Source organism: Streptomyces lasalocidi (genome assembly GCF_005280215.1).
In the GTDB taxonomy this organism is placed as follows: Bacteria; Actinomycetota; Actinomycetes; order Streptomycetales; family Streptomycetaceae; genus Streptomyces; species Streptomyces longwoodensis.
On sequence record NZ_SZNQ01000003.1, the window covers coordinates 330,388 to 355,510 of the forward strand.

General features: G+C 68.0%; 18 protein-coding genes and 5 pseudogenes. 13 read left to right on the forward strand and 10 right to left on the reverse strand.

Going from position 1 to position 25,123, the window contains the following annotated elements; all coding sequences use genetic code 11:
* Positions 1-7: 7 nt before the first annotated feature.
* From E4U91_RS37025 to E4U91_RS37040, 4 genes are all read right to left on the reverse strand, one after another.
* A complete protein-coding gene (locus E4U91_RS37025) occupies positions 8-349 on the reverse strand; it encodes an antibiotic biosynthesis monooxygenase family protein (protein WP_137311395.1) in 342 nt (113 codons plus the stop codon).
* A complete protein-coding gene (locus E4U91_RS37030; protein ID WP_137311396.1) occupies positions 340-1,758 on the reverse strand; it encodes an FAD-dependent oxidoreductase in 1,419 nt (472 codons plus the stop codon). The genes E4U91_RS37025 and E4U91_RS37030 overlap by 10 nt, the downstream gene beginning before the upstream one ends.
* A gap of 67 nt (positions 1,759-1,825) precedes the next feature.
* The gene (locus tag E4U91_RS37035; protein WP_168218317.1) at positions 1,826-2,860 is read right to left on the reverse strand and encodes an isocitrate/isopropylmalate dehydrogenase family protein; all 1,035 of its coding nucleotides are present in this window, start codon (positions 2,858-2,860) and stop codon (positions 1,826-1,828) included.
* Positions 2,861-2,867: 7 nt separating this feature from the next.
* Complete coding sequence (locus tag E4U91_RS37040) at positions 2,868-3,614, reverse strand: thioesterase II family protein (RefSeq protein ID WP_168218318.1); 747 nt, start codon at positions 3,612-3,614, stop codon at positions 2,868-2,870.
* A 344-nt stretch (positions 3,615-3,958) separates the two neighbouring features.
* On the opposite strand from E4U91_RS37040, the gene E4U91_RS37045 reads away from it, so the two are divergent.
* The gene (locus tag E4U91_RS37045) at positions 3,959-5,542 is read left to right on the forward strand and encodes a (2,3-dihydroxybenzoyl)adenylate synthase (protein ID WP_137311399.1); all 1,584 of its coding nucleotides are present in this window, start codon (positions 3,959-3,961) and stop codon (positions 5,540-5,542) included.
* A gap of 137 nt (positions 5,543-5,679) precedes the next feature.
* Positions 5,680-5,805, forward strand: a pseudogene (locus E4U91_RS37050) (serine hydrolase); the annotation flags it as partial.
* Between the two features lie 446 nt (positions 5,806-6,251).
* On the opposite strand, the gene E4U91_RS37060 reads toward E4U91_RS37050, so the two are convergent.
* Together E4U91_RS37060 and E4U91_RS37065 are read right to left on the reverse strand one after the other, a co-directional pair.
* The gene (locus E4U91_RS37060) at positions 6,252-7,043 is read right to left on the reverse strand and encodes a hypothetical protein (protein WP_137311400.1); all 792 of its coding nucleotides are present in this window, start codon (positions 7,041-7,043) and stop codon (positions 6,252-6,254) included.
* Between the two features lie 414 nt (positions 7,044-7,457).
* On the reverse strand, positions 7,458-8,132 hold the full coding sequence (locus E4U91_RS37065; protein ID WP_137311401.1) for a ribonuclease FAU-1 family protein: 675 nt from the start codon (positions 8,130-8,132) through the stop codon (positions 7,458-7,460).
* A gap of 1,664 nt (positions 8,133-9,796) precedes the next feature.
* Here E4U91_RS37065 and E4U91_RS37070 point away from each other — a divergent pair.
* A complete protein-coding gene (locus tag E4U91_RS37070) occupies positions 9,797-11,608 on the forward strand; it encodes a UvrD-helicase domain-containing protein (RefSeq protein WP_168218319.1) in 1,812 nt (603 codons plus the stop codon).
* Positions 11,609-11,668: 60 nt separating this feature from the next.
* A complete protein-coding gene (locus E4U91_RS38355; protein WP_168218320.1) occupies positions 11,669-12,196 on the forward strand; it encodes a hypothetical protein in 528 nt (175 codons plus the stop codon).
* Here the strand turns inward: E4U91_RS38355 and E4U91_RS40065 are convergent.
* Positions 12,159-12,338: a hypothetical protein gene (locus E4U91_RS40065; RefSeq protein WP_137311402.1), complete on the reverse strand. Its 180-nt coding sequence runs from the start codon at positions 12,336-12,338 to the stop codon at positions 12,159-12,161. The two genes, E4U91_RS38355 and E4U91_RS40065, sit on opposite strands and share 38 nt — an antisense overlap.
* A 173-nt stretch (positions 12,339-12,511) precedes the next feature.
* Between E4U91_RS40065 and E4U91_RS37080 the strand changes: the two genes are divergently transcribed.
* Together E4U91_RS37080 and E4U91_RS37085 are read left to right on the forward strand one after the other, a co-directional pair.
* Positions 12,512-12,700, forward strand: coding sequence for a hypothetical protein (locus E4U91_RS37080; RefSeq protein WP_422070959.1), 189 nt, complete (start codon positions 12,512-12,514; stop codon positions 12,698-12,700).
* Between the two features lie 447 nt (positions 12,701-13,147).
* On the forward strand, positions 13,148-13,861 hold the full coding sequence (locus tag E4U91_RS37085) for a restriction endonuclease (protein WP_137311403.1): 714 nt from the start codon (positions 13,148-13,150) through the stop codon (positions 13,859-13,861).
* A gap of 167 nt (positions 13,862-14,028) precedes the next feature.
* Here the strand turns inward: E4U91_RS37085 and E4U91_RS37090 are convergent, their stop codons facing one another.
* A complete protein-coding gene (locus E4U91_RS37090) occupies positions 14,029-14,316 on the reverse strand; it encodes a hypothetical protein (RefSeq protein ID WP_174867974.1) in 288 nt (95 codons plus the stop codon).
* A 280-nt stretch (positions 14,317-14,596) separates the two neighbouring features.
* On the opposite strand from E4U91_RS37090, the gene E4U91_RS37095 reads away from it, so the two are divergent.
* From E4U91_RS37095 to E4U91_RS37115, 5 genes and pseudogenes are all read left to right on the forward strand, one after another.
* The gene (locus tag E4U91_RS37095; protein WP_137311404.1) at positions 14,597-17,347 is read left to right on the forward strand and encodes a type 1 periplasmic-binding domain-containing protein; all 2,751 of its coding nucleotides are present in this window, start codon (positions 14,597-14,599) and stop codon (positions 17,345-17,347) included.
* Positions 17,348-17,482: 135 nt separating this feature from the next.
* A pseudogene (locus tag E4U91_RS39470) lies at positions 17,483-17,608 on the forward strand (SAM-dependent methyltransferase); the annotation flags it as partial.
* Positions 17,609-18,053: 445 nt separating this feature from the next.
* A pseudogene (locus tag E4U91_RS37105) lies at positions 18,054-18,511 on the forward strand (MFS transporter); the annotation flags it as partial.
* Positions 18,512-18,862: 351 nt separating this feature from the next.
* Positions 18,863-20,128: a ParA family protein gene (locus tag E4U91_RS37110; protein ID WP_137311405.1), complete on the forward strand. Its 1,266-nt coding sequence runs from the start codon at positions 18,863-18,865 to the stop codon at positions 20,126-20,128.
* The gene (locus E4U91_RS37115; RefSeq protein WP_137311406.1) at positions 20,125-21,243 is read left to right on the forward strand and encodes a ParB/RepB/Spo0J family partition protein; all 1,119 of its coding nucleotides are present in this window, start codon (positions 20,125-20,127) and stop codon (positions 21,241-21,243) included. Before E4U91_RS37110 ends, E4U91_RS37115 begins: the two co-directional genes overlap by 4 nt.
* A 752-nt stretch (positions 21,244-21,995) precedes the next feature.
* On the opposite strand, the pseudogene E4U91_RS40070 reads toward E4U91_RS37115, so the two are convergent.
* Positions 21,996-22,099: pseudogene (locus tag E4U91_RS40070) on the reverse strand (helix-turn-helix domain-containing protein); the annotation flags it as partial.
* 879 nt (positions 22,100-22,978) lie between these two features.
* Positions 22,979-23,545, reverse strand: a complete 567-nt coding sequence (locus E4U91_RS37125) for a TetR/AcrR family transcriptional regulator (protein ID WP_137311407.1) — start codon at positions 23,543-23,545, stop codon at positions 22,979-22,981.
* 151 nt (positions 23,546-23,696) lie between these two features.
* Here E4U91_RS37125 and E4U91_RS37130 point away from each other — a divergent pair, with 151 nt between their 5' ends.
* The gene (locus E4U91_RS37130) at positions 23,697-24,056 is read left to right on the forward strand and encodes a nuclear transport factor 2 family protein (protein WP_137311408.1); all 360 of its coding nucleotides are present in this window, start codon (positions 23,697-23,699) and stop codon (positions 24,054-24,056) included.
* A gap of 886 nt (positions 24,057-24,942) precedes the next feature.
* A pseudogene (locus E4U91_RS40075) lies at positions 24,943-25,084 on the forward strand (IS630 family transposase); the annotation flags it as partial.
* Between the last annotated feature and the right edge of the window lie 39 nt (positions 25,085-25,123).

Genomic DNA, 25,123 nt, shown 5'->3' on the forward strand with positions numbered 1-25,123 from the left:
ACGCTGCCTAGTGGCGCGGCTCGTCGGCGGTCCCGGCCCGGCTCCGGTTGTCGTGGCCGCTGGTACGGATCACCTGCGCGACGGTCAACTCGTAGGAGGCGTACCAGTGCTCGCGGCCCATGCGCTGCGCCACCCGGTGCTCGGGGTCGCACCGCCACTTGTCGAGTGTCTCCCCGTCGCGCCACATCATGACGGCGAGTCGTTCACCGTCCTCCCCGGTGTAGTGCTTCACCTCCACCGGATCGGACCCGGCGATGGCGCGGACCCGCTCCTGCATCCGCTCCTCGGTCGCCTCGTACTCCTCGCCGGCCTGCTCGGACAGGTGCGACTTGAACAGGATCACGAACATCCGGAGTCCTCCAGGGTTGCTGTGGTCGGGGCGTGGACGCAGGCGCGCAGCCGGTCGTCGGGCACCGACACCAGTCCGGTGCCGTGCCGGGCCAGCAACTCCGCCACGAGCCGGTCCAGCCGCCGGTCGTCACGCAGTACGGAGGCGTAGCCGTCCTCGGTGAAGGCGCACCGCTCGTACAGCGGGACGAACCGGTCGGGGAAGAGGGTCGTCAGCCGCCCGCGCAGCACATCCGCCGCACTCTCCTCGCGCGGAGGGTTGGCCATGGTGAAGTAGTGCCGGTAGGAGAGTTCGGAGATGGCGTGGGCGTCCTCGGTGCGCGACGTCTCGTAGGCAGCCAGGCCTGCCGACGGGTCGGAGGTGGCGTCGAGGCAGTCGACGAGGACACGGGCGTCCTCGAAGCCGCAGTTCATGCCGTGTCCCATGAAGGGCGCCATCGCGTGACAGGAGTCGCCGAGCAGCGCGAAGGTGTCCCGCCAGACCCACCGGTCGCAGTGGACGGCCGTCAGGGTGGAGACCGCCTTGACGGCGAGTTGTTCCTCGATGTCGGGAATGATGCCGGTCAGTTCGGGGAAGTGTGCGGCGAACAACGCGGACAGCTCCTGGCCGCCGCGGGCCGCCGCGTAGGACGGGGCGGGGCCGTCGCGGCGCATGAACAGGGAGCCGGACAGCTTCCCCGACGGCAGGGGGTGTGCGGCGAACATGGCCTGCCCGCTGGGCCAGTAGTGTGTGATGTCCGGCTCCAGCCGGCCGGCCGGCACGTCGATCTCCTGGTACGCCAGGTCCAGTGTGCGCACCTTGATCCGGGCGCCGCGTGCCTGGAGGGCCGCCCGGGTGGCGGAGTGCGCGCCGTCGCAGCCGAGGATGCGGCGGCACGTCAGCCGGTGGGTGCCGTGCCGGTCCTCCACCTGCACCGCGGGACGGTCCAGGTTCACGGAACGCACGCGCTGCCCGAAGCGGATGCTCACACCGGGGGTTGCCTCGGCCGCGTCCAGCAGGATCCGGTGCAGCCGGCGGCGCTCCACGGCCCAGATGGGCCGGCCGTCCCGGCTGTAGGGAGTCATCCGTGTCCGGCCGTCGGGCAGGTGCCCGCACCGTCCGTGGAGAGGGACACATATCCGGCGTACGGCGTCCGCGACGCCGAGGTCCGACAGGGCGCGCCAGCCGCGTGCCGACAGCATCACGACGAGAGACCGGCGCTGCGGGCCGGGGTCGGCCCTGGGGTCCGGCCGCTTCTCCAGGACGGTGACGGGTCCGAACCGCGGGGCGAGGTAGCACGCCGCGACCGCGCCGACCAGACCGGCGCCCACGATGACGGTCTCCTGGGTGCGGTCCGTGCGGGTCGTTGCGTTCTCGGCCGTGGAGTGGGTGCCGTTCCCGTCCGTGCGGCCCGTGCCGGTGCCGTTCATGCTGTTCCCGCCCCTCGTCCGTTGGCTCCGCCCGTCGATGCACGGGCGTCCGTGCGTCCGCGCCCGGTCATGGCCGCCGCAGTTCCGCCAGGACCGCGGCACCCACCTCCTTCGTGCCGAGAGGTCCGCCGAGATCGGGGGTGACACGGCCGGCCGCCACGGCTGCGGCGACCGCCCGGCGCACGGCGTCCGCCTCCTCATTCCGGCCCAGGTGCTCGGCCAGCAGGGCCACGGAGAGGATCGCCCCGAACGGGTTGGCGGTGCCGCTGCCCGCGATGTCCGGGGCGCTGCCGTGCACGGGCTCGAACAGGGCTCGTCCCGTCACCGGATTGAGGTTGGCGGACGCCGCGACGCCCAGGCCGCCGGCGAGCGCGGCCGTGAGGTCGCTCAGGATGTCGCCGTAGGAGTTGTTGGTGACGATGACGTCGAAGCCGGTCGGGTCGGTGGCCAGGCGTAGCGCGGCGGTGTCCACGTAGAGGTGGGACGTCGCGATGTGCGGGTGCCGAGCCACCGCCTCGCCCCAGCACCGCTGCCACAACTGCCCGCCGTTGCGGACGGCGTTGGCCTTGTCGACGAGGCACACCGACCTGCGTGCCGCGGAGAAGGCGAACTCCAGCACGCGTGACACCCCGTGGCGGGTGCTGAGGTCCACATCCACGGCGATCTCCTCGGGTGTCCCGGTCCGCGCACCGCCGCCGATGCCGCTGTAGAGCCCCTCGGTGTTCTCCCTGACGATCACGCAGTCGATCGCCCGGCGGGCCGGGTCGCGCAGCGGGCTGAGCCTGTCGTGCCAGAGCCTGGCGGGCCGGTAGTTGACGTACAGGTCCAGTTCGAGACGCAGGGTGGTGAGGACGCCGCGCACGTACGATGTGTCGCCGAGCCGGGGGTCGCCGACCGCACCGAGGAGCGCCGCCTCGCTGGACCTGATCCGGTCGAGGTCGGAGCCTGTCAGGGCCTCCCCGGTTCGCAGGTACGTGTCCGCGTTGACGTGGTCGAGGATGTCGGTGCGCGTCCCGAGGCCGAGCGCGTCGAGGACGTCCAGGGCCGGCTCGATCACCTCCGGGCCGATGCCGTCACCGGGGATCACCGCAATGGTGGTCACGGCCGTCTCACTTCCGGCCCTGGCTGAGCACGTCCTTGACGAGTTCCGCGACATTGGCCGTCACGTGGAAGTGCCCGCCCGGCCGCTCGGTCTCGGTGAAGCCGCCGGTGGTGACGGCCGCCCAGCCCGCCAACTGGTCCTGCTCCACCAGGGGGTCGCCCTCGCCGTGGTAGCAGCGCACGGGGCAGGACAGCGGACGGATGCCAGGGCGGGGGCGGTAGGTGGCGTGGGCCCGCAGGTCGGAGCGGATGACGGGCAGGAGCAGGTCGCGCAGTTCGGCGTTCCCGGCGACGGCGGGTTCGATGCCGCCCAGTGCGCACAGGGTCGTCCAGAACTCGTCGTCGGGTGCCTTGTAGGTGTCTCTGTCAGTCATCCGGCCGGGTGGCAGAGCCGCGGAGACGCAGAGTGCCCGGGGTCCCTCGCCGGCGTCCCTCAGCAGCAGGGCGGTCTCGTAGGCGACCAGGGCGCCCAGGCTGTGCCCGAAGAGGATGTGGTCGCCCGGCGGCAGACGCCGCAGCTCCGCCGCGACGGAGGCGGCCATCGCGGTCACGTCGTCCACCGGGGGCTCCCCGAAGCGGTCGCCGCGGCCCGGGTACTGGACGGCCATCAGGGACACCCCGGGCGGCACCGCGGCAGCCCACTCGCCGAAGGCGATCCCCGAGCCCCCCGAGTGCGGGAAGCACACCACCCGCAGGCCGAGCGGGTCACCGGTGGCCAGCGACCGCACCCATCCGCGCTCCCGTTTCCCGCTCATCCTGTTCGCCCTCCCGGCGGCCGTCGTTCCGTCCGCACCATGTTTGCCACTCGCCGGGGATTCGCACGGCCCACGACAGATGTCGGCAAGAGACCGGGGGGCGGCGCGCCTTGACGCTGACGATGCCAAGGGAGGCGACGCGGCACGACGCGCGACCGGCGGCCCACGGCCCGCGGCAGGGCTGGTCCAGGTCGGTCCAGGTCGGTCCAGGTCGGTCCAGGTCGGTCCAGGTCGGTCCAGGTCGGTCCGGGTCGAGCGTCCCCCTGGAGCCAACAGGACCGCCATGCCGCCCCGATCGTCACCCCGCTCCACGCCTCGATCGACCTCTGGAAGGGACCGTGATCATGCTTGACGGTTTCGTGCACTGGCCCGAGCACCTCGTGACAGAACTGCGCCGGAACGGAGTCTGGCTCGGCCGGCCGCTCGGCGACCTGCTGCACGAGTCGTGCGAGCGGAACGCCGAGCGGGTGGCCGTGGTGTGCGGCGAACGCCGGATGACCTACGCGGAGTTGGCCCGGCGGGCGGATCGGCTGGCGGGTGGCCTGATCGGACTGGGCATCAGGCCCCTGGACCGCGTGGTGGTGCAGCTGCCCAACGTCCCCGAGTTCGTCGTCGTGGTCTTCGCCCTGATGCGGGCCGGTGCGATCCCGGTGCTCGCACTGCCCGGTCACCGCAGAGCCGAGATCGCGCACCTGTGCGCGCACTCCGGAGCTGTCGCCTATGTGGTGAAGGACGAGTTCGGCGGGTTCGACTTCCGCACGATCGCCCGGGACATCGCGCCGGTCCCGCACGTAATCGTCAGCGGCAACGCCCAGGAGTTCACCTCGTTGGAGTCGCTGGACGCGAAGGACGTCACGCTGCCCCGCGTGGACGCGTCCGACCCCGCGCTGTTCCTGCTCTCCGGAGGCACCACCGGGCTGCCGAAGCTGATCCCGCGGACCCATGACGACTACGCATACGTCATGCGGGCCAGCGCGGAGGCGATGCAGGTGGGCGCGGAGGTGGTGTACCTCGCCGTCAACCCGGTCGCGCACCAGGCGGCCCTGGCCTGCCCGGGCGTCCTCGGCAGCCTCCTGCTGGGCGGCAAGGCGGTCCTCACGTCGAGTGTGCGGCCCGACGACGTCTTCGCGCTGATGCGCCGCGAGGGGGTCACGGTGACCACGGTCGTGCCCTCGGTGCTGCGGCTGTGGACCGACGCCGGGCGACCGCCCGGGGAACTGTCCCGCCTGCTGGTCCAGGTGGGCAGCGCACCGCTCGACCCGGCCCTGGCGCTCCGTGCGGCGAAGACACTGGGGTGCAGGGTGCAGCGGTGGTACGGCATCAGCGAAGGTCTGCTGACCCACACCCGGCTCGACGACCCGGAGGAGGTGGCCGTCGGCACGGACGGCCGGCCCATGTCACCGGGTGACGAGGTGCGCGTCGTCGACGAGTCGGGGAACCCCCTGCCCGACGAGGAAGCCGGCGAAATGCAGGTCCGGGGCCCCTACACGATCCGCGGGTACTACCGCGCCCCGGAGGAGAACGCCCGCTCGTTCACGCCGGACGGCTTCTTCCGCACCGGCGACCTCGTCCGACGCCGCCCGGACGGCAACATCGTGATCGTCGGCAGGATCAAGGACGTGATCAACCGGGCCGGCGAGAAGGTCTCCGCGGAGGAGGTGGAGCGGCAGCTGCGCACCCATCCCGCGGTCCAGGACGCGGCCGTCATCGGCGTGGCGGACACCGTGCTCGGCGAACGGACCTACGCCTTCGTCGTCCTCGACCAGGCCGACATCCGCCCGTCCGCCATGAAGGAGTTCCTGCGCGGCCACGGCCTGGCCACGTACAAGATCCCCGACCGGCTGATCCCGGTGCCGCAGCTTCCGCGCACACCGATGGGGAAAGTCGACAAGAAGGCGCTGCGGAAGCTGGTACCGGCCGTCGAGTGAGGCGTCGCACGGCCCTGCTGTGAGACAGGCGATCGCCGCTGGGCCCACCGGCTCGAGCCGGAGCGGCGCGCGAGCGGCTTCGGCGCTCACGGCGCGCTGTGCACAGCTGCCTCCGGGGTGGCCGACACCGCGTCGGGCGGCGGGCCACTCTGGTGATCATGATCAATACGGATGTCACGGTCGAGGGGCAGGAGCCGTCCATACTGCTCGCCCGTGCGGTCACGTCCGTCGTCACCCCGGACCACGTGGACGACGGTCGGTGACCAACCCCTGACGAAGCCAGGCTAGTGACTTCGTCTGGACAAAGACAGCCGACGAGATTCTCGACAGGGTTGCCGCCTACTGCCGACGAATCTCTGACTCAGGTCACTAGAGCACTTCCGACACACGCCCTAGCGGAGGCCCGGAACCTCGCCGAGCGGCTCCCGGAAGGTGTCTACACGGGCACGGCCTTCGGCCCCGACTCGGTCCGCACCCATGAAGTGTCCGTGGCCGTCAGCCTCGGCCACGACCACGTCACCAAGGCACTCGGCGTCGCCCGCGAGTGGAGACCCTCCACAGACCTTCCAGCGGAACGGCGCAGCGGCTTCTACATTGAAAGGGCAACTCGACTGCAGGGCCGCATTGCAAGCAGCCCCTCACCCTCCGATGAAGTAGGACGGCTGACGGACGCTCATGCTCCGCGCGATTGACGTCAGCACAGCCGCGCTCACCGGCGGCGAGGTCGCCTGGATGTCCGCCACCGTGTCGCCAACCCGGATGTAGTAGGAGACGTACTGCGAGTTCCCCGAACGCCACACGTCCGGCGCAACGGCGGTACAGGCGGGGGCTGGGACGGGATAGCTGGAGTTGACCGCGGCGCAGTGCGAAGGGGGGTGAACTGCGGCTGCACTGGCGCGACGAAGACCTGGATCTCGCGCTGCAGCTCCGCCATGGTGGTCGCATCCTGCCCGTCGGGGGCGAGACGGTAATAAAAGGTGGGAGCGGTGAGGGCCTCGGTCCCGACACCTTCGATGTGGTAACCGCTGGGGACCTGCGGTCCGAGCAGCGGGACAGAGGTCGCCGACAAGGCCGCATTCTGCCGGCTGTCGTTGACCTTCGAGACGGCGAACGTGTTCACCGGCACCACCAGTGCAAGCGCCACCACCAGCGCCACGCGCGGCAGCCACGGGCGCAAAGACGCGGTGAGCCACGCTGCGAGGGCGAAGGCGGCGGTCGGCAGCGCGAACTGGACCCAGTTGATGCCGCCCGGTAGCACGGGGAGGCTGGCCGCCGCCGTGAGATGCCGCAGCAGGTACCAGCTCAGACCGGCGCCGAGCAGCGCGGTGAGCCATGCCGGGCGCACCCCAAGCATCCGCAACACCGGCCACCCGACGATAAGCAGCACGAACGGGGTGGCGTCGCCCCACCACACGACTACCCCGACGCAGCCCCAGCCGGGGGCGTTCCGGCAGGCGGAAGAAGAAACCAGCAGCCACTCCGCGAGGAACAGCCCCACCATGAGGCCAAGCCCCACTCCGGCCGCACGCAGCGTGCGCCCGCTCGGCCGCCGCGGCCCTGGTATCGGTACAGCTGCCCCCGCACCGCTCACTGCGCACTCCCGTCATCGTCTTCAGCAACAGAAGCACTCTGGCTCACCTCGCCTGCCTTTCACCTGAGTACACGTACTCAGGTGAAAGGCGCTCACGGGGGATGTCTCAGTCCTGGGTCCGTCCGGAAGCGACGACTTCACGGTCATGCCCGGTCGGACGACAGTCTTTCCGGCTTTGCTCTCCCACTGATTTCGCGTCGGGAGTCGGTGGGGTCATCTTCACCAAGCGGTATGCGTCTCCTCGGTGACGGCGGGGAGATCGCCATGACCACGGAACCCTCAGTGTCAGCGACTACCTCGGGATCCTCTCGACAGGTGCCGAGTTCAACCGCCTTCCGGTGCACCCCCCTGCACGGCCTTCGACATGCGTGGCAGCCGCGGGACGGGCCAGGCTCGATCCCACCGCCAGGCCATCCACGAGGCGGCGTCGGCGAACGGACCGGAGCGCTCGGCGAGCATAGCGAGGATCTGGCCTCGGGCGGCGTCCACGGCTCGGTGCTCGATGTCGGTGACGATGCCGAGCCGCCGCACGTGCGCATACTCGTCTTCGTCCTTCCACTCCCAGCGGCTGAGGTCGGGGTCGACGACCAAGTCCACGGTGAGATCAAAGGTGTCGAACCCATGTGTCGTACGGCGGGTGGGGCGCTCGAAGTTCACGTACCAGTTCCGCAGCCCCGTGCTCGTGTAGAAGGCGTTGACGCTGAACCACGCCGCCGGCGGCTTCCACAGCAGCAGTTCGGTATCCTGCCACACCGCGTCCGCGAGCTCCCACATGCCGCTCGCCATCGCATCGAACGCCTCCGTGCGCACCGAGCGGTCACCGTCGTTACGGGCCTTGACGTACAGGGCCGGCCAGCGGGTCTCGGCGCCCGGCGAGCAGGCGGCCACCAGGGCCTCGCTGGTATCGGCGACGACGCGCAGCGCATGCTCGCTCCACACCGCCCCCGTACGGTGCACCTCCCGCCGTACCACTGTCTGCCCGGCCTCAAAGCTGTCCACCAGTTCCTCCTTCGTCGCGGCCGGGTCTCAGCGCGCGGTCTCAAGCCCAGCGCCGAATACGGGCAAGCCCTCATTGGCGAAAGGCTTGCCCAGGGTCGGTCGCCTACGGCCTTGCCCGGATCACGTCCGTCAGCGGAACAGGCCGCAGCGGGGCTTGCCCAGCTCCTGGCCGTCGGCCTCCGGCTCCGACGCAGCGGCTGGCCGCCGGGCGGCTTCGGCGGCGGCCGCCTGACGGCGACGTCGCCAGCGTGGCAGAACAGGAGGCGCCGCGGAAAGTGGGAATGGGCTTGGGCATGATCTGGCCCGTCCGTGAGGAGCGCACACGGCCCAGCACGTTCTTCCCTCTCGGCTCGTCCGCGCTGCCGGCTATCACTTGGCTCTACAGGCGAAAGCGGACAACATGTATCGACGGTTTCGGGCAACGCTCGAGAACTGGCAACGCGCGTTGCTGGCCTACGTCGGCAACCGCATCGCGCTGCTCCCCCGGAAGGGACGTCTGTTGCTGTCCTGCTGATTGTGAAGCGCGGCCTACGCAGCGCAGGCACAGTTCAGCAACTCCCACCCACACCTCACCACCAGCTCACACGACGAAGCACCGCGCCAGCTCCGTCACGACATGCCCCTTCGCAGCAGGTCAACAGGGCCTCGGCAGGCGTTGACGGGCCCACACCACCGCCACCACGGCCAGGACAGGGCAACCACCGCAAAATCAGGTCGCCTGACCGGTCAGATAAACCGTAACCTCCCCGCCGCACAGCCGTTGGACAGGACGCGTGCACGAACATCCGAACCTCCTCGGATACGCAAGCGAGCTCCTGGGCCTCCCCCGGCCCGGGGGCTCGCCTCATTGCAGAGCCGGTCCGGACAACAGCCCGAACCCGGACAAGTCCGCGCACCAGTAGATTCGGCACACTGACCACTGCACGTCTTACGACGCTGCACCCGGCCCTGTCCTGTGTTTACGCCCGCCGCGGACGCAGCAGGACAGGACCTTAGCCACCGGGCAATGCGGCGGTAGCCGCCCGTCGCAGTCCACGCACAGCAGCGCCCGAGCCGCCAAAAATCGCGGGACTTCCCGAATTCGGGAAGTCCCGCTCAACAGACGCCGAACCTGTTGAGGGCTGACCCCTGCGGGATTCCGCCCCGTCCGAAGGTGGCCCAGGAACCGGTCCACATCCCCCGCCTGGACCTCCCACACCGGACACCGCCCGAACCCGGCCAGCTCACACACCACACCCCGGTCCGCCGCCAACGCGTCACCCCCGCGCCCCGTACCTGTCCTGGCCAGCCAGCACCCGTTGAGCAACTCCTCCTCCAGGCAGGCCAGCTACCCTCAAGGTGCCCGACCGTCCCCCGCCCCCGGCGCGGAGCGCACCAACAACGCCCCACACCCCCACCCTCGCCACAGACAGCCATCACCCGAAAAGAACGACGAACCGTCAGAATGCATGACGTCTGCCCGCCGAACCCACACCATTTCACACACTCCCGCCAGCAGCGGCGGCGGACAGGACACCTCCCCACTGCCGGGATCGGCCAATTTTTTGATGTTCCGTAAGCGCATACCCATTTCGGTGTCAGGGTGTCAGTGGGTGTTGCCAAACTGATCGTGCGGCTGGAGCTGGCCGTCCAAAGGCTCGCGGAGCAAGCGAAAGAGGTGTGGTGTGGTCCCGAAGGCGACGGCAGAGCAGGAAGCTGCCCAGGAGGCATTCGCCGCAGGGCACAACCTGGCCTTGGTGGCTGGTGCAGGCACGGGCAAGACGTCGACACTCGCGATGATGGGTGCGGCATCCCGTCGCCGCGGCCTGTACGTGGCTTTCAACAAACCCATCGCGGTGGAGGCCCGGGCGCGGTTCGGCCCGAATGTGGAGTGCCGGACATCGCATTCGCTGGCGTATCAGGCGGTTGGCAGGCGTTTCCAGGGGAGGCTTGAGGCATCGCGTCACATGCCGCTGAGCCGTACGGCGCGCTTACTGGGCCTGGACCGGGACCTGACCGTCAACAAGAAGCGGCTGCGGGCGACGACGCTGGCGCGGCTGGTGATGGAGATGGTGCGACGCTTTTGTTACAGCACCGATGAGCAGGTTGCGGCCCGGCACCTGGGAACGGTGAACGGGCTCGACGACCAGGGCGTGCAGTATCTGGCGGAAGTTCTGCTGAGACGAGCGCAGTGGGCGTGGGAGGACATCTGCTCTCCTGAGGGCCAGCTGCCCTTCCACCACGATCACTACCTGAAGATGTGGGCGCTGACCCGGCCGAGGCTGCCCGCCGACTTTGTGCTCCTGGATGAGGCGCAGGACACCAACCCCGTCCTTGAGGAGATCTTCCTCGCGCAGGACGCCCAGCGTGTCTGTGTCGGCGATCCTGCTCAGCAGATCTATGAGTGGCGGCACGCCAAGGACATCATGAGCAGCTTTCCGGGGCAGCGCATGGAGTTGACACAGTCCTTCAGGTTCGGGCCGGCGATCGCCGAGGTGGCGAACCGGTGGCTGCGGGCCGCGTCGTCGCCGATGCAGCTCACTGGACATGCCGGCCGGCCTTCGGGGCTTGGGAAGGTCGAGGTGCCGGATGCGGTGCTGTGCCGGGGCAATGCCGATGCGCTCGCCGAGGTGCTGCGTTTCCTCGACGAAGGCGTTCCGGTCGCGCTGGTGGGGGGCGGCAAGCCGCTGCTGAAGATCGCCCAGGCGGCAATTGATCTGCAGGCGGGCAGGCGGACCTCGCACCATGAGCTGTTCCTGTTCTCCTCCTGGGGCGAGGTTCAGGAGTACGCCGAACAAGACTCTGCGGCAGCCGATCTCAAGGCCCTCGTGGACTTGGTCGACACCTATGGTCCCCAGCAGATCATCGCGGCCGTGCAGCGCATGGCCGACGAGGACCAGGCGCGCGTCGTGGTGTCCACCGTGCATAAGGCCAAGGGCCGTGAATGGCAGCGGGTACGCATCGGCAGCGGTTTCACCCCCGAAGCCGGCGAAAGCGCAGCGCGCTCCGTGCATCCGGCGGAAGCGCGGCTGATCTATGTCGCGGTGACCCGGGCCCGCGAAGTGCTCGACTGCTCGGGTCTGCAGTGGGCCGAAGCCCAGATCAGCACCGCCTCGCGCGCCGGCGCCACCGCTACTTCTGAAGGGGTGCCGCTGGCAGCGCTGCCGCTCACCGGACAGCTGCAGTATCCCCGCTCACCGATGTCGCAGTTCCTGGAGCGGTACCTGCCCCGTACAGAGCAGCTCATCAGCGCATACCAGCAGCAGGTACGCACACTGCCGCCCGCGGCGCAGCCGATGAACGAACGGCGGCCCGACTACGCGGCCCTCGGACACACCATCGACTACCGTCTCAGGCTCATACTGGGGCGCGGCGCCGGAGACGCGGTCGCCCTCGGCATCCGGATCCTGGGCAGCCTCGCGCCTGGGGAGGGAGCTCCCGCGGCCGGCGTACGCCGGAACCTGCACGAGGCAGGCACGCAGCTGCTGGCCCGCTAGCAAGCCCACCTGGATGGCACCACCAAGCTGAACGACGAAGAGCTGACCCGGCTGTGCCACGTGGCCGGGTATTTCGAGGCCGTCTACCGCAACGGCATCTTCTCCCGCCGCCGCAACCTGCTCGCTGGCGCCGACGCCGGCACCACGCTGGACGATCTGACAGCGGCGGTCCCCGCGTACGTCCTGGAGGATATCAGCGACCAGATGGCGCTCGCCGAACGTCCCTTCGCGCCCTTCAGAAGCCTGCCGGAACACAAGCGAGTCTGCGGGCCCGTCTTCGCCGGCAGCGCCGACCTGGGCGGCGCCGACGCCGACTTCATCGTCGACGGGCTGCTCATCGACTGCAAAGCCACCACCCGCCCGCACTCCCTCAACCGCGCCGCCGTGCAGCAGCTCGCCGGCTACCTGCTGCTCGACTACGACGACGTCTACCGCATGAATCGCGTAGGTCTCTACCTCTCGCGCCACGGCGCGCTGATCACCTGGACCGTCCCCGACTTCCTCACCTCCCTGGGCGCCACGCTCTCGCTGCCCGCCCTGCGCCAACAGCTCAAAGAACACCTCCACCGCAGCGGGCGACGCAGGTAGCCGGGGACAGCTGCTCCGGAGCGTGCAGCCCGTCCAGCGGGCCGCCGACCAGCGCGACGTACGTCTGGTGCGGCAGCGGGATCGGGTTGGGGGCGTCGTGCTGCGCGGCCGTATACCCGGCCGCGCAGCAGCTGCTCGTCATCGGCGTTCATCCGGCCAGCCTCGCAGCCACCGCCAACAGCGGAAGGCCGGCGGCGGCCGGAAGTCCGGCCTCGTCTCCCCACCCGACCACCCTCGCCCCCTGGGCGACCTGGCACCACCTGCTCCTCACCGCTCTCCCGCAGCCGCACCTTCGGCACCCACCTCGGCCACGGCCTGACCATGGCCGAGACCCGGCAGACCACCGAAGGCGTCGAGAGCGCCGAGGCGATCCTCGACCTGGCCGCCGCCCACGACGTCGAGATGCCGATCACCGAGATCGTCTCCGACCTGCTGCACGAGAAGGTCACGCTCGACCAGGCCGCGGCCGCGCTGATGCAGCGGCCCCCCAAACCCGAACGCTGAACCCCGCATCACCCCGTCGGCCCCGGGGCCTGCCGCACCTCGCCTTTTGCACATCACAGCGGCGAGCGCGCCTCCGCCGCATTTCGCCATTTCTGACGGTGGCCCAGTCAGGCGTCACTCCATCCGAAACCACAGGAGACAGGTCACTCAACGCAGGACCGACACGAGATCTTCCGAGGTGCGCGGCGGCCGCTTCGCGAACTGAGAAGACGCGTCCACCAAGGTCAGCCGCTTCAGGCCGGTGGGCGCAAGCCCAGCCCCGGTCGTGCGGCGCTCGTGGCCGGATGGAGTCCTTGCCGAGCTGCGCATCGTGATGATTCATCGGGTTCTGTCATTACCCCCTGCTACACCGAAATCTTGGGATGGTCCGTAGGTCGCGGCCGCCGACGGGGAGGGGCAGCTGACCGACGGGCTTGCTGGTCATCAGCCGACATGTCTGGGGGTGTGGTGTTCGACGAAGACGGGTCACTCGACCCACTGCTGAAGTTCCTGCTGTACGCCGTAGTCGCGCTGGCCATCGGCAAGATGCTGTGGAAGTGGCTCACCGAGGACGTCAGCCGGTGGATCACGGTGGATCTGTGGAACCTCATCGCAGATTACCCATGGTGGACCGCCCTGATCGTGGTCGGCGCACTGGCCGTGCTCATCCTGGCCAGTAAGGTCCTTTCATTCTTCTTTGGCACCTACACCTACGTCAGCGCGGACGGCGAGTTCGTCGCCTCGTCGGACGACGATCCCGGCCCGGACCTGCTGACCTTCAAGATGAAGCAGCTGTCTTCGATGAGCGCCACCGGCTTCGAGCAAGCGTGCGCGGACCTCCTGGCTCGTGACGGATTCCGCAGTCCTCGACGGGTCGGCGGTGCCGGCGACCTGGGCGTTGACGTCACCGCCCGGGACGGGGCCGACCGCCTACTGATCCTGCAGTGCAAGCAGTACCAGAAGCCGGTCGGCTCCGGGCACGTGCAGAAGTTCAACGGGACAGCCCGTCCGCACCACGGCGCCGACATCCCGATCATGATCGGCCTCAATGGCTTCACCCATCCGGCAGCCGACTTCGCCGCGCATCACCAGATCCTCCTCATGGGCCGTGCGGAACTGAAGAAATGGGCCCACGGCCAGCACCTGTACGACGTCCTCGGCATCGAGAGCACCAGGCATTGACCATGGTCGGCCCCCACCAGCGACGGGCAGCGGGTACTTTTCCGTCAAAGCACGCTCGATAGCCGCAAGGAGCGGTTTGACGGGGTCACCGGTACCGACCGAGCCCGACGGGTCGAAGGACTGCACACCACCGAACAACACCGTGTAGAGGTGGCGGTGCTCGCCTCTCACTGCCGGTACACGACGGCCGGCGGGTAGGCGTCGGCGAGGGCGTCCTTGGACGCCGGCACCACCGAGAGCGCCCGGAAGAGCCCGGCCACCGCTTTGTCGCGCACATCGCCGATCAGCGCGTCCCTGCCGTCGAACAGCGAGTACACCGCCGCCGTCGACATCCCGGCCCCAGCGGCCAGGGCGCGGACGATGACCCATTCCCGCGGCCGGCTGGTGAACATCTCGGCGACGCATGCGACGAGCCGCTCCTCAACAGCGTCGTCGTTCGTTCTCAGCCTTCCCAAGGGGCCAGCCGCCCGGCGGGACGCTGCTGCACCGCGCAGGCCGCCGAGGGTGCATCAGAACCGTAACTATCGCCTTGATGGACAGCGTGACATTCGGTGTGGCAGGGGAATCAGGGGTGCGTGACACCGAGGCGTAACAGCTCAGCGTGCACGTGCCGGTTGAGCCGCTTGTAAAGGGTTCATGACAGGGCCGGTAAGTGAGTTCCCCGATCACTAGAGTGAGTGCTTCAATCCGGCCTTGTCGGATGCGGTGGGTAAGTACCAGGGAATCGGGGGATCCGTGGACGGACCCGTGTTCGAGCACGGCGACCGGCTCTTCGAGCTGCTTGGCACCCTGGTGCGCAGGCCGGAAAGGGGGGAGTTGCCGACCGAGGTCCCCAAGCGCGACGGCATCCCGATACTCGGCCTGCTCGGCCGGCACGAGGACGCCCTCGCGCTCCAGGTCGAGCAGGCGCTGAAAGCAGCCGTACCCCAGGTGGTTCCTAACCAGGTGGTCGACATGACCGCCAAGTGGAGCGGGGTCGTCGCCGAGCGAGGCAACCCGGCGGAGGCCAAGTACCTGTCCGTTGAATGGCAACGGGCCGAACTGTGCCGACGCGTCCTCGTCGACCTCGCCGCCGAGTTTTCCTCCGCACGCCACGGACACGACAGGCGGGTACGGTTCCGGCGGCTGGGACTCGTCAACTGGCTGCTTGAGATGACGCACACGGCCGACCAGCCCGACAGCGACCACGGCCAGATCATGCTGCGCCGGCTACGCGACCGCGAACTGGAGCGCAGACGCTTGTTCGGGTTCATGCGCAGCCCGAGCACCGAGGTCGCCCTGCAGGGGCACGTGCCCTGGTGGGCTTACCTCCTGGGACTGCATCTGCTGCCGGTCTTCTGGTTCCGTGTATGGCGCGGTGTGGGCAGCGAGTACCGGTGGCTGCTGCACCAGCCGTACATGGCGCCGGCCGATCCGGGGACGTTCATCGGGTTCGCGTTACGGCTCACCCAGCCCAGGTGGGGGCGTGAAGACCCGCAACAGATCAGCAAGTTGATGATCAACGCCTTCCTGGAGGACCTGCGGGTCGCCTACCGGCGACGGCCGTGGCGGCGGCACGCCCACCGTCGTACGGCCTACTGCGTCGCCCTCCTGAAAGGGGTGAGCGGCCCCAACGGCGGCCTGGAACTGGTGCGGCTGCTCTCCGAAGTACGCAACGACACCGGCGCCTTCGACCCACTGCTCCTCGTGACGAGCCGCCCCGAGGACCCGGCCGAACCGGTACCAGTGCGGGAGCTGACCGACAACCCCACTCCCTACCAGGCCTGGTGCGAGCGGCTAAGAGCGGCTGGCGGCGGCCGGAACACCGAGTTCTGGCAGCTGCCGGTACGGGTGCCGGAGCCGTTATCGGACGGCGACGACAGACGGCTCCAGCAGGGTGAACGTACGACGATCGCGAGCCGGCTCACCGTTCCCCGCCCTCCCGTCTGGGCGGGCCGCGCGACGACCATCGTGGCCGTCACCACCGCCCTGGCGGTGCTCGCCGTCGGCGTGGGCATCGCCGTGGCCGATGCCCGGGACTGGCGACAGCAGCACTGCGGGCTGGGCACCTCCGACCCCGACGCGCGAACGGTGTGGCGGGCCTCGACCAGCGAGTGCGTCGGTGTCGCCCCGCACGGTTTCGCCTTCGGCGCCAAGGACCCGGCCGTGCGTAAAACCCTGAGCATCATCGCCGAGCAGAACCACAGGGCCGAAAAGATACACGCCGAGGATCCCACCCGCCCGATCGTCACTCTCGTCCATCTCTCCGCTCTGCTCAGCACCCCCAAGAGCGGGACATCCCAGACCCTGTCCTATGCCCGCGAGCAGTTGCAGGGCGTAGCGAGCGCGCAGCAGCGCCTGCTGAAGACAGGCGGTGGCGACGACCCTGTACTGCGGATCTACCCGGCCAGCGCGGGAGCCGGCATGAAGTTCGGAGCCGATGCCGCGCGCATGATCGAGCGGATGATGCGGAGCGACTCGACGATCGTCGGCGTCACCGGCCTCGACCAAAGCCGCAGGGCCACCTACAACACGATCGAAGAACTGACCCGGGTGGGACTGCCAATGGTCGCCACCACCCTGTCCGCCGACTCACTGCCCGGCGTGTCCGCGCTGTACTACCAGGTCTCACCGCAGAACAGGCGCGAAGCGCAGATCTCCGTCGCCTACGTAGGCCATCTCCTCGCCGAGAAGCAGCTGAAGCGCAAGGCCGTGCGCATCGTGTACTCCCTCGACCCGACCGACGAGTACAGCAACAACCTGTTCCTGGACGTCAACGAGTCCTTCCACGAAGCCCACTTCGACACCGATCCGCAAGGGTACGTCCCCGCGCAGCCGGCCGCCCGGACCCCGCACGGGCCGTCCGCCCTGAAGGTCGGGGAGGAGGCATGCAAATTCTCGGGGCTGGTCTTCTTCGCGGGCCGCAGCGAGGACTTCGAGACGATCCTGAATGCCACCAACAACACCTGCGGCGGCTCCAACCCGCCGGTCTTCCTCGGCGGCGACGACGTGGCCCGCCTCGGCGCCGACCCGGCCCGCCGCAAGGCCTTCCCCCGAGTCCCTTACGAGTTCCTGGACTTCACCGTCGGATCGGCCTCCTGCAACGATCCCAGCGACCTCTACAGCACCATGAAGGACCTGTTCCCCGACGTGTGCCGCGATGTAAGGGACACCTCACTGGACGGGCACGCGGCACTCGCGTTCGACGCCGTGAACCTCTACGTGAAGGCCATCACCCGCCTCCGGTCCGCCGCCCCCGACCTACCGTTGACGCCGAGCGCCGTCTGGCACGCCCTCAGCGGTATTCACGACGACGCCGCGCTCGCCGGGGAGAGCGGCCGCATCGACTTCGGCGGACGGGTGGACCAGCAGGTCCCGCTGGACAAGCTCGTCTCGATCCAGCGGGTAGAAGGGGCGCAGCGCCCGAAGCAGATGGGGTTCTGCGGGCGGCAGGGGAAGGATGACGGGGCGGACTGGTGTCCGGCACCGGAGAAGGCACAGCAGTAGCAGCACCGGATCCGCTGTGCGTGCACCACCAGTTAGCGTCGGCAGGTGAGTCGTTGATCGACCTCGCCCTTCGTCGACCGTCCGGGAGACACCCATCCCGGCGACGCCCTCAGCTAGGACCCGGCCCAGCTGAGAATGGGGTTCGACAAGACCGGGCGGCACCCGGCCCGAGACCCTACGACGTCATCCTCGGCGGCACGGACAACTACCCCCGCCGACAACCTGCGCGGCTACCTCGATGTACGGCACAACCGCGACTTCGACCCCGGAGCCTCTACCCTGGACCGGCTGCTCCAGCCGCCGCACCGCTACGTGGTGGCCGACGTCGACGCCCAGCTCCACGAGGCCGCAGACGGCCCACTGAGTGACCCGCGGTCCCGCACACGCTCGGAGGATGGCACGCGTCACTCCGACCGACCCGGTGCCCAGACGGGGTGCCGGACCGGCACCGCCGGGGAGGTGCCAAGCTCGCTCAGCCGCTGGCAGTGCGGATCCGGGCAGCGATGCAAGTGCCTTACCGCGGCCACCGCCCGCTTCAGCACTCCGGGGAGCGGCGGATACTGGTTCTCTTCGGCGGCGAGCTTCCGCTACGGCGTGTGTCCAGCGCTGGCGCGCTCAGCCGTGGGTTAGCGGGCCGCTCCCAATCTCACCTGGTGCCGGCCTGAAGGCGGAACGCTGACAGCGTCAGCTCCAGCGCGGCGAACCTGAATGGCTCGGCAAGCGCTTCGAGCACCGGGTCGCCTGCCTGGTCGGCGCGGCCTGTCTGACCGCCGCCCTGGCCGGCCTTGCCTGGGGCGTCGACCACGGGTACGCCGCCATCGCCGTCTCCATGGTCGTGATGACGATCGGGCTGCGCACCGTGATGACGATCTGTGCTATCGCCCTGGTCGAAGCGATACCGGCCAACCGCACGTCGATCGGCACCGCCCTCAACGACACCGCTCAGGAGGTCGGGACCAACGTCGGCACCACCGTCGTCGGCACCCGGATCGCCGCACTGGTCACCACCCAGCTGCCCGCCGGCGTGTGGAGCAGCGACCTCGTGCACTCCTTCTTCCACGGCGAGCGGATCACGTACGCCGTACTCGCAGCGATCGTCGGTCTGATCGCGACAGGCGGGCGCTCACGCTCACCGACTCCCACTCCGTCGAGGAGCCAGCCTGAACCATCGCAGCCAGGGCCCATCAAATGAAACTGGCGGCGGCCGGGCACCTACCGGGACAGTGCTGGGTCGGGGCGCATCGTGCAACAGCACACCCCCGAGGGCGCCTTGGAGCCAGCTGCCCCAATCGCACCCGCCCCAGCAGTCCAGGGCCGCAGAACAACGTGAGTCCCCGTCCGGCCGACCTGGCCCGAAGCAGGACACGGCTTCAACGACGGAGCCGCAGTGACGAGCAGTCAGAGGCAAGTGATTACGCCGTAATCACCCAGGAGACTGGAACAACACACCCTAAGATGATGCCTAACTAACGTGTCGACCACCCTAAGGATCAAGAACGTTAGTATGGTGTCCTCATGAGTTCGCCAGCCACTTCCAACGACCGCGAGAAGGTCGTCTCCAAACTGCCGGGATGGCTCCGGCAGAACCTCAAAATCAGAGCCGCCCAGCGCGGTATCGAGATCCAAGCTGCTGTGGAACAGGGCATCAAGGACTGGTGCAGCCTCGCCTCCACCGCCGCGACCGTCGACACCGCCGGCGCCGACTCGTTCTCCACGTTCCTACCTCCTGGCCAGTGGGAACAGTTCAGAGAGATCGCGACCGACCGCCGAGTGTCCCTCATCCAGGGACTCGCCCAATCCGTTCAACTCTGGCTCGACACCCATCCCGCACCCAACGTGGAGCGGCCGGAGATCACCCGGCGCCTCATCGTCTGCAACCAGAAGGGCGGTGTCGGCAAGACCGCGATCACCGCAGGCCTCGGAGAAGCACTCGCGGAAGACTCCAACGCGCTGCACCCTGTACGCGTCGCCAAGGCACTCACCCGAGCGCTGAGGCAGAGCGAGACACAGAACAGCGGTGAAGCGTCCGCAGACGACCCGCTGGAAATCGAGAACCTCCCCGGGCCCGGCCTGAAAGTCCTGCTCGTCGACTTCGATCCCCAGTGCCACCTCACTAACCAGTTGGGAGCCTCTCCCCTGCCGATGAACGGGGACAGCCTCACCAACCACATGGCAGGCGACCCCAAGGGCGAGCTCCGCGACCTCATCGTCTCCGTCGACGACGAAAGCTTCGCAGGCAGGCTTCATCTCCTCCCCGCCTGCAACGACGCCTTCCTCCTCGACGTACGCCTGTCCGCAGTACGCGCCCGGGAAGCTGCCCTCGAGCGGGCTCTCGCTCCGCTGGAGGCCGATTACGACGTAATCATCGTCGACTGTCCGCCCAGCCTCGGTCTGAGCATGGATGCTGCCGCCTACTACGGACGGCGCCGTGACGGCGAGAAGCCCGGCCAGTCCGGTGCCCTGATCGTTGTGCAAGCCGAGGACAGCTCCGCTGACGCCTACGAACTCCTCACCACCCAGATCGACGACCTCCGCGGCGACCTCCAGATCGACATCGACTACCTCGGCATCGTCGTCAACCTCTACGACTCCCGCCGCGGCTACATCGCCACCTCGTCGCTCCAGGGATGGGTCGACATAAAGGACCCGCGGGTCATCGGCCTCATCGGCGACCTCAAGGAACAGAAGGAAGCCGTCCGAGTGAAAAAGCCCCTGCTGTCCTACGCGCCCAAATCGCAGCAGGCGGTCGGGATGCGGGCTCTCGCTAGGGAGGTGCTGTGAGCAAGGCCGACCAGCTGGGCAGTGGTCGCTTCGGCGGGGGAGTGCGCCCGGTCAGCGCGCGCCGTCAGGCTGTGGCCGCCGCCACCGGGGTCCCCACCGAAGGCGTGGCAGACCCCACAGAGCTTCCCGTCCACCGCATCAGCCCCAACCCGGACAACCCGCGCTCCGCGCTCGGAGACCTGACCGACCTCGCCAGTAGCCTGAAAACTCATGGACAGAAGCAGGCGATCACGGTCATGAACCGTGACGCCTACCTCAAGGCCAACCCGGCTCAGGAAGAGGCCCTTGAGCCGGACACCACCCACGTCGTAGTCGACGGCAGCAGCCGACTCGCGGCTGCCCGCGAAGCCGGTCTCGCCACCATCAAGGTCATGGTCAGCGACGACCAGGGATCCACCTCCGAGGAACTTCTCGAGTCCGCCCTTGTCGCCAACATCCACCGGCAGGACCTTGAAGAAATCGACGAGGCACGCGCTCTGCAACGGCTACTGGCCATTCACGGCAGCCAGCGCGCACTCGCCAAGCGCCTCCACCGCTCGCAAGGCTGGGTATCCCAGCGCCTCGCCCTGCTCAATCTGACTCCAGAGCTGCAGGCTCGCATCGGCGTAGAGCCCATCGATCTCCTGCGTGCGGTCGGCAATAAGCCAGCCGTTGAACAGGAAGCAGCCCTGAAGGACCTGAAGGCGCAACGGGCCCCGAAGGAACAAGAGAAGGCCCACACGAGCAATGCGCAGCAGGCGCAACCGATCGAGGAACAGGACAGTGCAGACGATCCCCGTGCTGGTGATTACGCCGTAATCACCAGCACGGGAGAAGTCGATACTCCCTCGGCACCGCAGACGCCGGCTACCAACGATCAGCCAGTACCGCATACACCGTCGCCTCTAGGAGAGGGACAGGACAGCGACGCCCCTGAGACTGCCCCATCTGTCCCCTACCAGGCCAAGGCCACGGATACGACTGGCACGCAGGTCCCCCAGCCCAAGAAGTTCCCCTACGACAACGGAGCCGAAGCTGCATACTTCCTAATCCGCAGGATGCCGCCAGCGGAGTTCGACAAGATGCTGGCCCTGCTCATCCAGCACAAAGATAGCCAGGCCATCCAGGCCGGCTAACGCTGAGCACGAGCTAAGCCACCTGATCGTCTAGCCCAGCGCACTCACTGCGAAGTCGGTATGGCAGAGGGCCAGACCTCCCACCGGAGGCTGGCCCTCTGCCATATCCAAGTCCACTGCAGTGGCACATCGTGCCAGTGACCCAGCTCCACGGGGTCGCTGGGAGACGACCAGCCTCGCAGCAGCGCGAACACGGCCTCAGCAAGGAACCGCATCAGCGCAACAGGCTGCCATGCTGGTGATTACGGCGTAATCACCAGCAGAAGAGAAGCTGATACCTCCCCTGCACCGCAACGCCGACTGCGACGAATCACTACTGAGCTTGAAGAGGTGATGTCGGGATCGGCCAACCCGGCAGGAGTCGGCCGCCTCGCCGGCCATGGGCGCTGTCGGACACTCCATCGGGAAAGGAGTTTCCGTGAGCCAGCCCCTGACGCTGCCGAAGCTCAAGTTCGTTGATTCCCATCAAGGCGCCACCCGAGGTGCCTACCCGGATCGCTGCCGATCTCAGGGAAACACCCCAGGCGGGTTGATCAGATACAAGTACCGGCTGCTGAGCCAGCCCGTGTACGTCAGAGAAATCGGTGAACGGGGGCTAGTCGCCATCGCCACGAGTGGCCTGTTCAGACGTATCGCTCTCAAGTCCACGCTTCACGGCTCTGGTGGTCTCGCCGAGGTTCATAGCTGCCAGGTGCCCCGGTCGGGCTTTCACCAGCGCCCAGTGGCCTTCGGTCGGCTTGAGGTCAGGAGACCCGGCGCCACTGCTCCACCGACCCTTCACTCACCCGCAAGCGCGGCGACGACCTCTTGGTCCTTCTCCCCCGGCCTCGAAGCGGACGACAGCCTGCAACCGCATTCAACCTCGCGCGGCCCTCTCGGTGTCGGTCAGCCCACCGCCCTGCGCATACTCACTCCTCAGCGGCTATCGCATCAGCAGCCGCTGTCACGCGCCCCCACGCAACATATGTCGATGGACTTCAGTAGCACGCAGGGCCCCAGCCAGCGTTCCGCTACGGGCATGCGTCGAAGTCGGACACTCCCTGATCTTGGGGCGTGCCGTCAGCTGGGTTTGATGAGCCCTGCCGTGACGGTGATTACGCCGTAATCACCAGCCGTGTAGAAGTTGATGCTTCCTGCACGGCAGGCCCCGGCAGCCATCGGCCCGCCATCACCATGTGTACCCACGACCTCGGGGGAGAGACCTGATCCGCGGCACGCCGTCAGCCGAGTTGGATAAGGCCTGCGGTGCCTGGTGATTACGCCGTAATCACCGGCCATGTAGAAGTTGATGCTTCCTGCACGGCAGGCCCCGGCAGCCATCGGCCCGCCATCACCATGTGTACCCACGACCTCGGGAGAGAGACCTGATCCGCGGCACGCCGTCAGCCGAGTTGGATGAGCCCTGCCGTGCCTGGTGATTACGCCGTAATCACCCGTGCCTCCCGAGCATCGCTGACGCTCACTGCCATCGGTCCGCCTGTCCCGTCTCACTCAATCGAGTCGTTTTCTCAACGAACCGAGTCGTTCGGGCTTCTGTCTCAGCGAACCTAGTCGCGCGGTTGAGCGTGCTGGGGGTGCTGGATGGTCCCGAGGATCTACGACGCGGACTTCCCCCGCGAAACCATCCCGCCACCGCGCCAGCCCAATGAAGCCGACGCGGAAACGTTCCACCCCTACTACCGCTGCTGAGCCTGAGTACAGGCTGCTCACATTCCGAGCAACAGGGGCATTGAGTTCACCCCGGCGGTCCTGCCAGGGCCTTGATGGCCGGGCGGAACAACACGGCGATGCGATCCGCAGGGGCCTCACGAAGCGCGGCCAGGCCGAGGAGTTGGTGGCCGATGCTCACGCCCAGCAACGCGGTGACAATCAGCGCGGCGCGCAGTTCAGCATCCTCGGCATCGGGCAGGGCGGCACCGACGCTCTCGATCTGCCGGCCAAGAGAGGCACGGACGTGATCTGCTGCGGCCTGATCGGTGAGCATGGACCGCATCATCACCAACGTGCCCTCAGGAAGACCGCCGAGCTTGAGGCCGAGCGAGGCCAGCAATTGATCGACGAGCTCGTCGGTATCAGCGGCCGTCAGCGGGGAGGAGACCGCCTGCACGGCTTGGCTGAACAGCTCCCGCTTCGAGCCGAAGTACTGCATCACCAGAGCCGGATCGACGCTCGCCGAGGCCGCCACGGCGCGAATGGTGGTTCGCTCGAATCCCTTCTCGGCGAACAGCTCCCGGGCGCTGTCGAGGATGCGTACCTCGGTCGCTCTGCGGCGGTCGACACGGGACTGGCGAGGAGTGGACACTGACTCACTCTACAGCCGTTGACCGAACTTCCGGCCGACCCTACCGTGAGTGGGTCAACAAGCGTTGAGCGAATGGAATAACCCCCGTGTCACTTCTGAATACCCTGCTGTACGCACCCCTCACGAGGTGCTGACTTGCTACTACCAAGCCATGCTCGACAAGTCCCCAGACGATCTCGCCGATCTCTACTCCATCGACGCGGTGCACGAGTTCCCGTTCACCTCACCCGGCTTCCCCCCGAGCTTCGAAGGACGTGAGGCCGTGCGCGCCGGCTACCGGGCGGTCTGGGGCGCCAGCCCCGTCCAAGTGGAGGAGGTCAGGAGGGTCGCGGCCTACGAGACCGCCGATCCCGAAGTGATCGTCGCCGAGCACGTCGTGGTGGGAACGCTGCCGATCAAGGCCACCACGTTCACTGTCCCCGGCCTCCTGATACTCCACGTCCGCAACGGACTGATCACGCGAGTCCGCGACTACATGGACAGTTCAGGAGTCGCCAGCGCCAGGGCCTGACGGCCCGACCAGTACAGCGGCAGCCCGACCTGGGACCGGACAGGACTCAGCCTGTTCGGTCCCGGCCCCCGAGATTTGTCTCAACGAACCAAGTCGCCGCGCCTCAACCAATCCAGTCCACGCAGGTCAGCGCAGGAGTGGACGACTAGCTTCGTTGAGACAGGACACCGCCGTTGCCGCGTGCAGCGAGAACCTTGAGGGAGAGACCTGATCCGCGGCACGCCGTCAGCCGGATTGGATGAGGCCTGCGGTGCCGGGTGATTACGCCGTAATCACCCGTGCCTCCCCGGGCACCGCTGACGCTCACTGCCATCGGTCCGCCGTTGCCGCGTGCAGCGACGATCTTCGGGGGAGGAATCCGATCTGCGGCATGCCGATGCGGAGTTCGGCAAGGTGCTGGCCCTGCTCATCCCGAACTGGGACAGCCAGGCTGGCTAACGCTGACACGAACTGACTCGACTGATCCGCTTCCCCGGCGCACTTACTGCAAAGCCGGTATGGCAGGGGGCCGGGTCTCTCACTGGAGGGTCGGCCCCCTGCCATACCCCGATCTGATGCAGTGACAGACCGGAACCAGTCACCCATCCATCATCCACGGGCCGGCCGTAGGCGGTTAGCCTCCGGCGGCGCGACCAGGCCTCAAATGGGTCCGCACGCACGCGACGGTCTCGCCCGCTGGTGATTACGGCGTAATCACCAGGGGGAACCAGCCGATGCTTCCCCCGGCACTGCAAGCGTCGACCGTCATCGATCAGCAGGTGCCGCTCACATCGAAGGCTACGGGGTGGAGCAATACAGCGGTCCATCCGAGACTGCAGCGTCAGTTTCCTGCCCGGTCAAGGCTCCGCCGATACGGCAAGTGGCATGAAGGGCTCTCAGCCCCAAACGCGCCCTGCACGTCTACTTGCGCTGGCGCAGCGCCAACGCCGCACCGTGACGTTCTGGTCGCCGAACGACGTGAACGCACCTGCGGCCAAAGCGAGAAAGGCATCCGCTGGGGCGGGCGTCCCCTCAAGATCGCCGCCTGAGCGCTTCCTATCCAGTGCGCAGCTCCTCGTGCAAGGTTC

Coding starts and splice junctions, on each gene's coding strand:
- E4U91_RS37110 (WP_137311405.1), top strand. CDS start 18,863: ATGAGTTCGCCAGCCACTTCCAACGACCGCGAGAAGGTCGTCTCCAAA.
- E4U91_RS37060 (WP_137311400.1), bottom strand. CDS start 7,043: ATGGTGGGGCTGTTCCTCGCGGAGTGGCTGCTGGTTTCTTCTTCCGCC.
- E4U91_RS37130 (WP_137311408.1), top strand. CDS start 23,697: ATGCTCGACAAGTCCCCAGACGATCTCGCCGATCTCTACTCCATCGAC.
- E4U91_RS37030 (WP_137311396.1), bottom strand. CDS start 1,758: ATGAACGGCACCGGCACGGGCCGCACGGACGGGAACGGCACCCACTCC.
- E4U91_RS40065 (WP_137311402.1), bottom strand. CDS start 12,338: ATGACGAGCAGCTGCTGCGCGGCCGGGTATACGGCCGCGCAGCACGAC.
- E4U91_RS37045 (WP_137311399.1), top strand. CDS start 3,959: ATGCTTGACGGTTTCGTGCACTGGCCCGAGCACCTCGTGACAGAACTG.
- E4U91_RS37025 (WP_137311395.1), bottom strand. CDS start 349: ATGTTCGTGATCCTGTTCAAGTCGCACCTGTCCGAGCAGGCCGGCGAG.
- E4U91_RS37040 (WP_168218318.1), bottom strand. CDS start 3,614: ATGAGCGGGAAACGGGAGCGCGGATGGGTGCGGTCGCTGGCCACCGGT.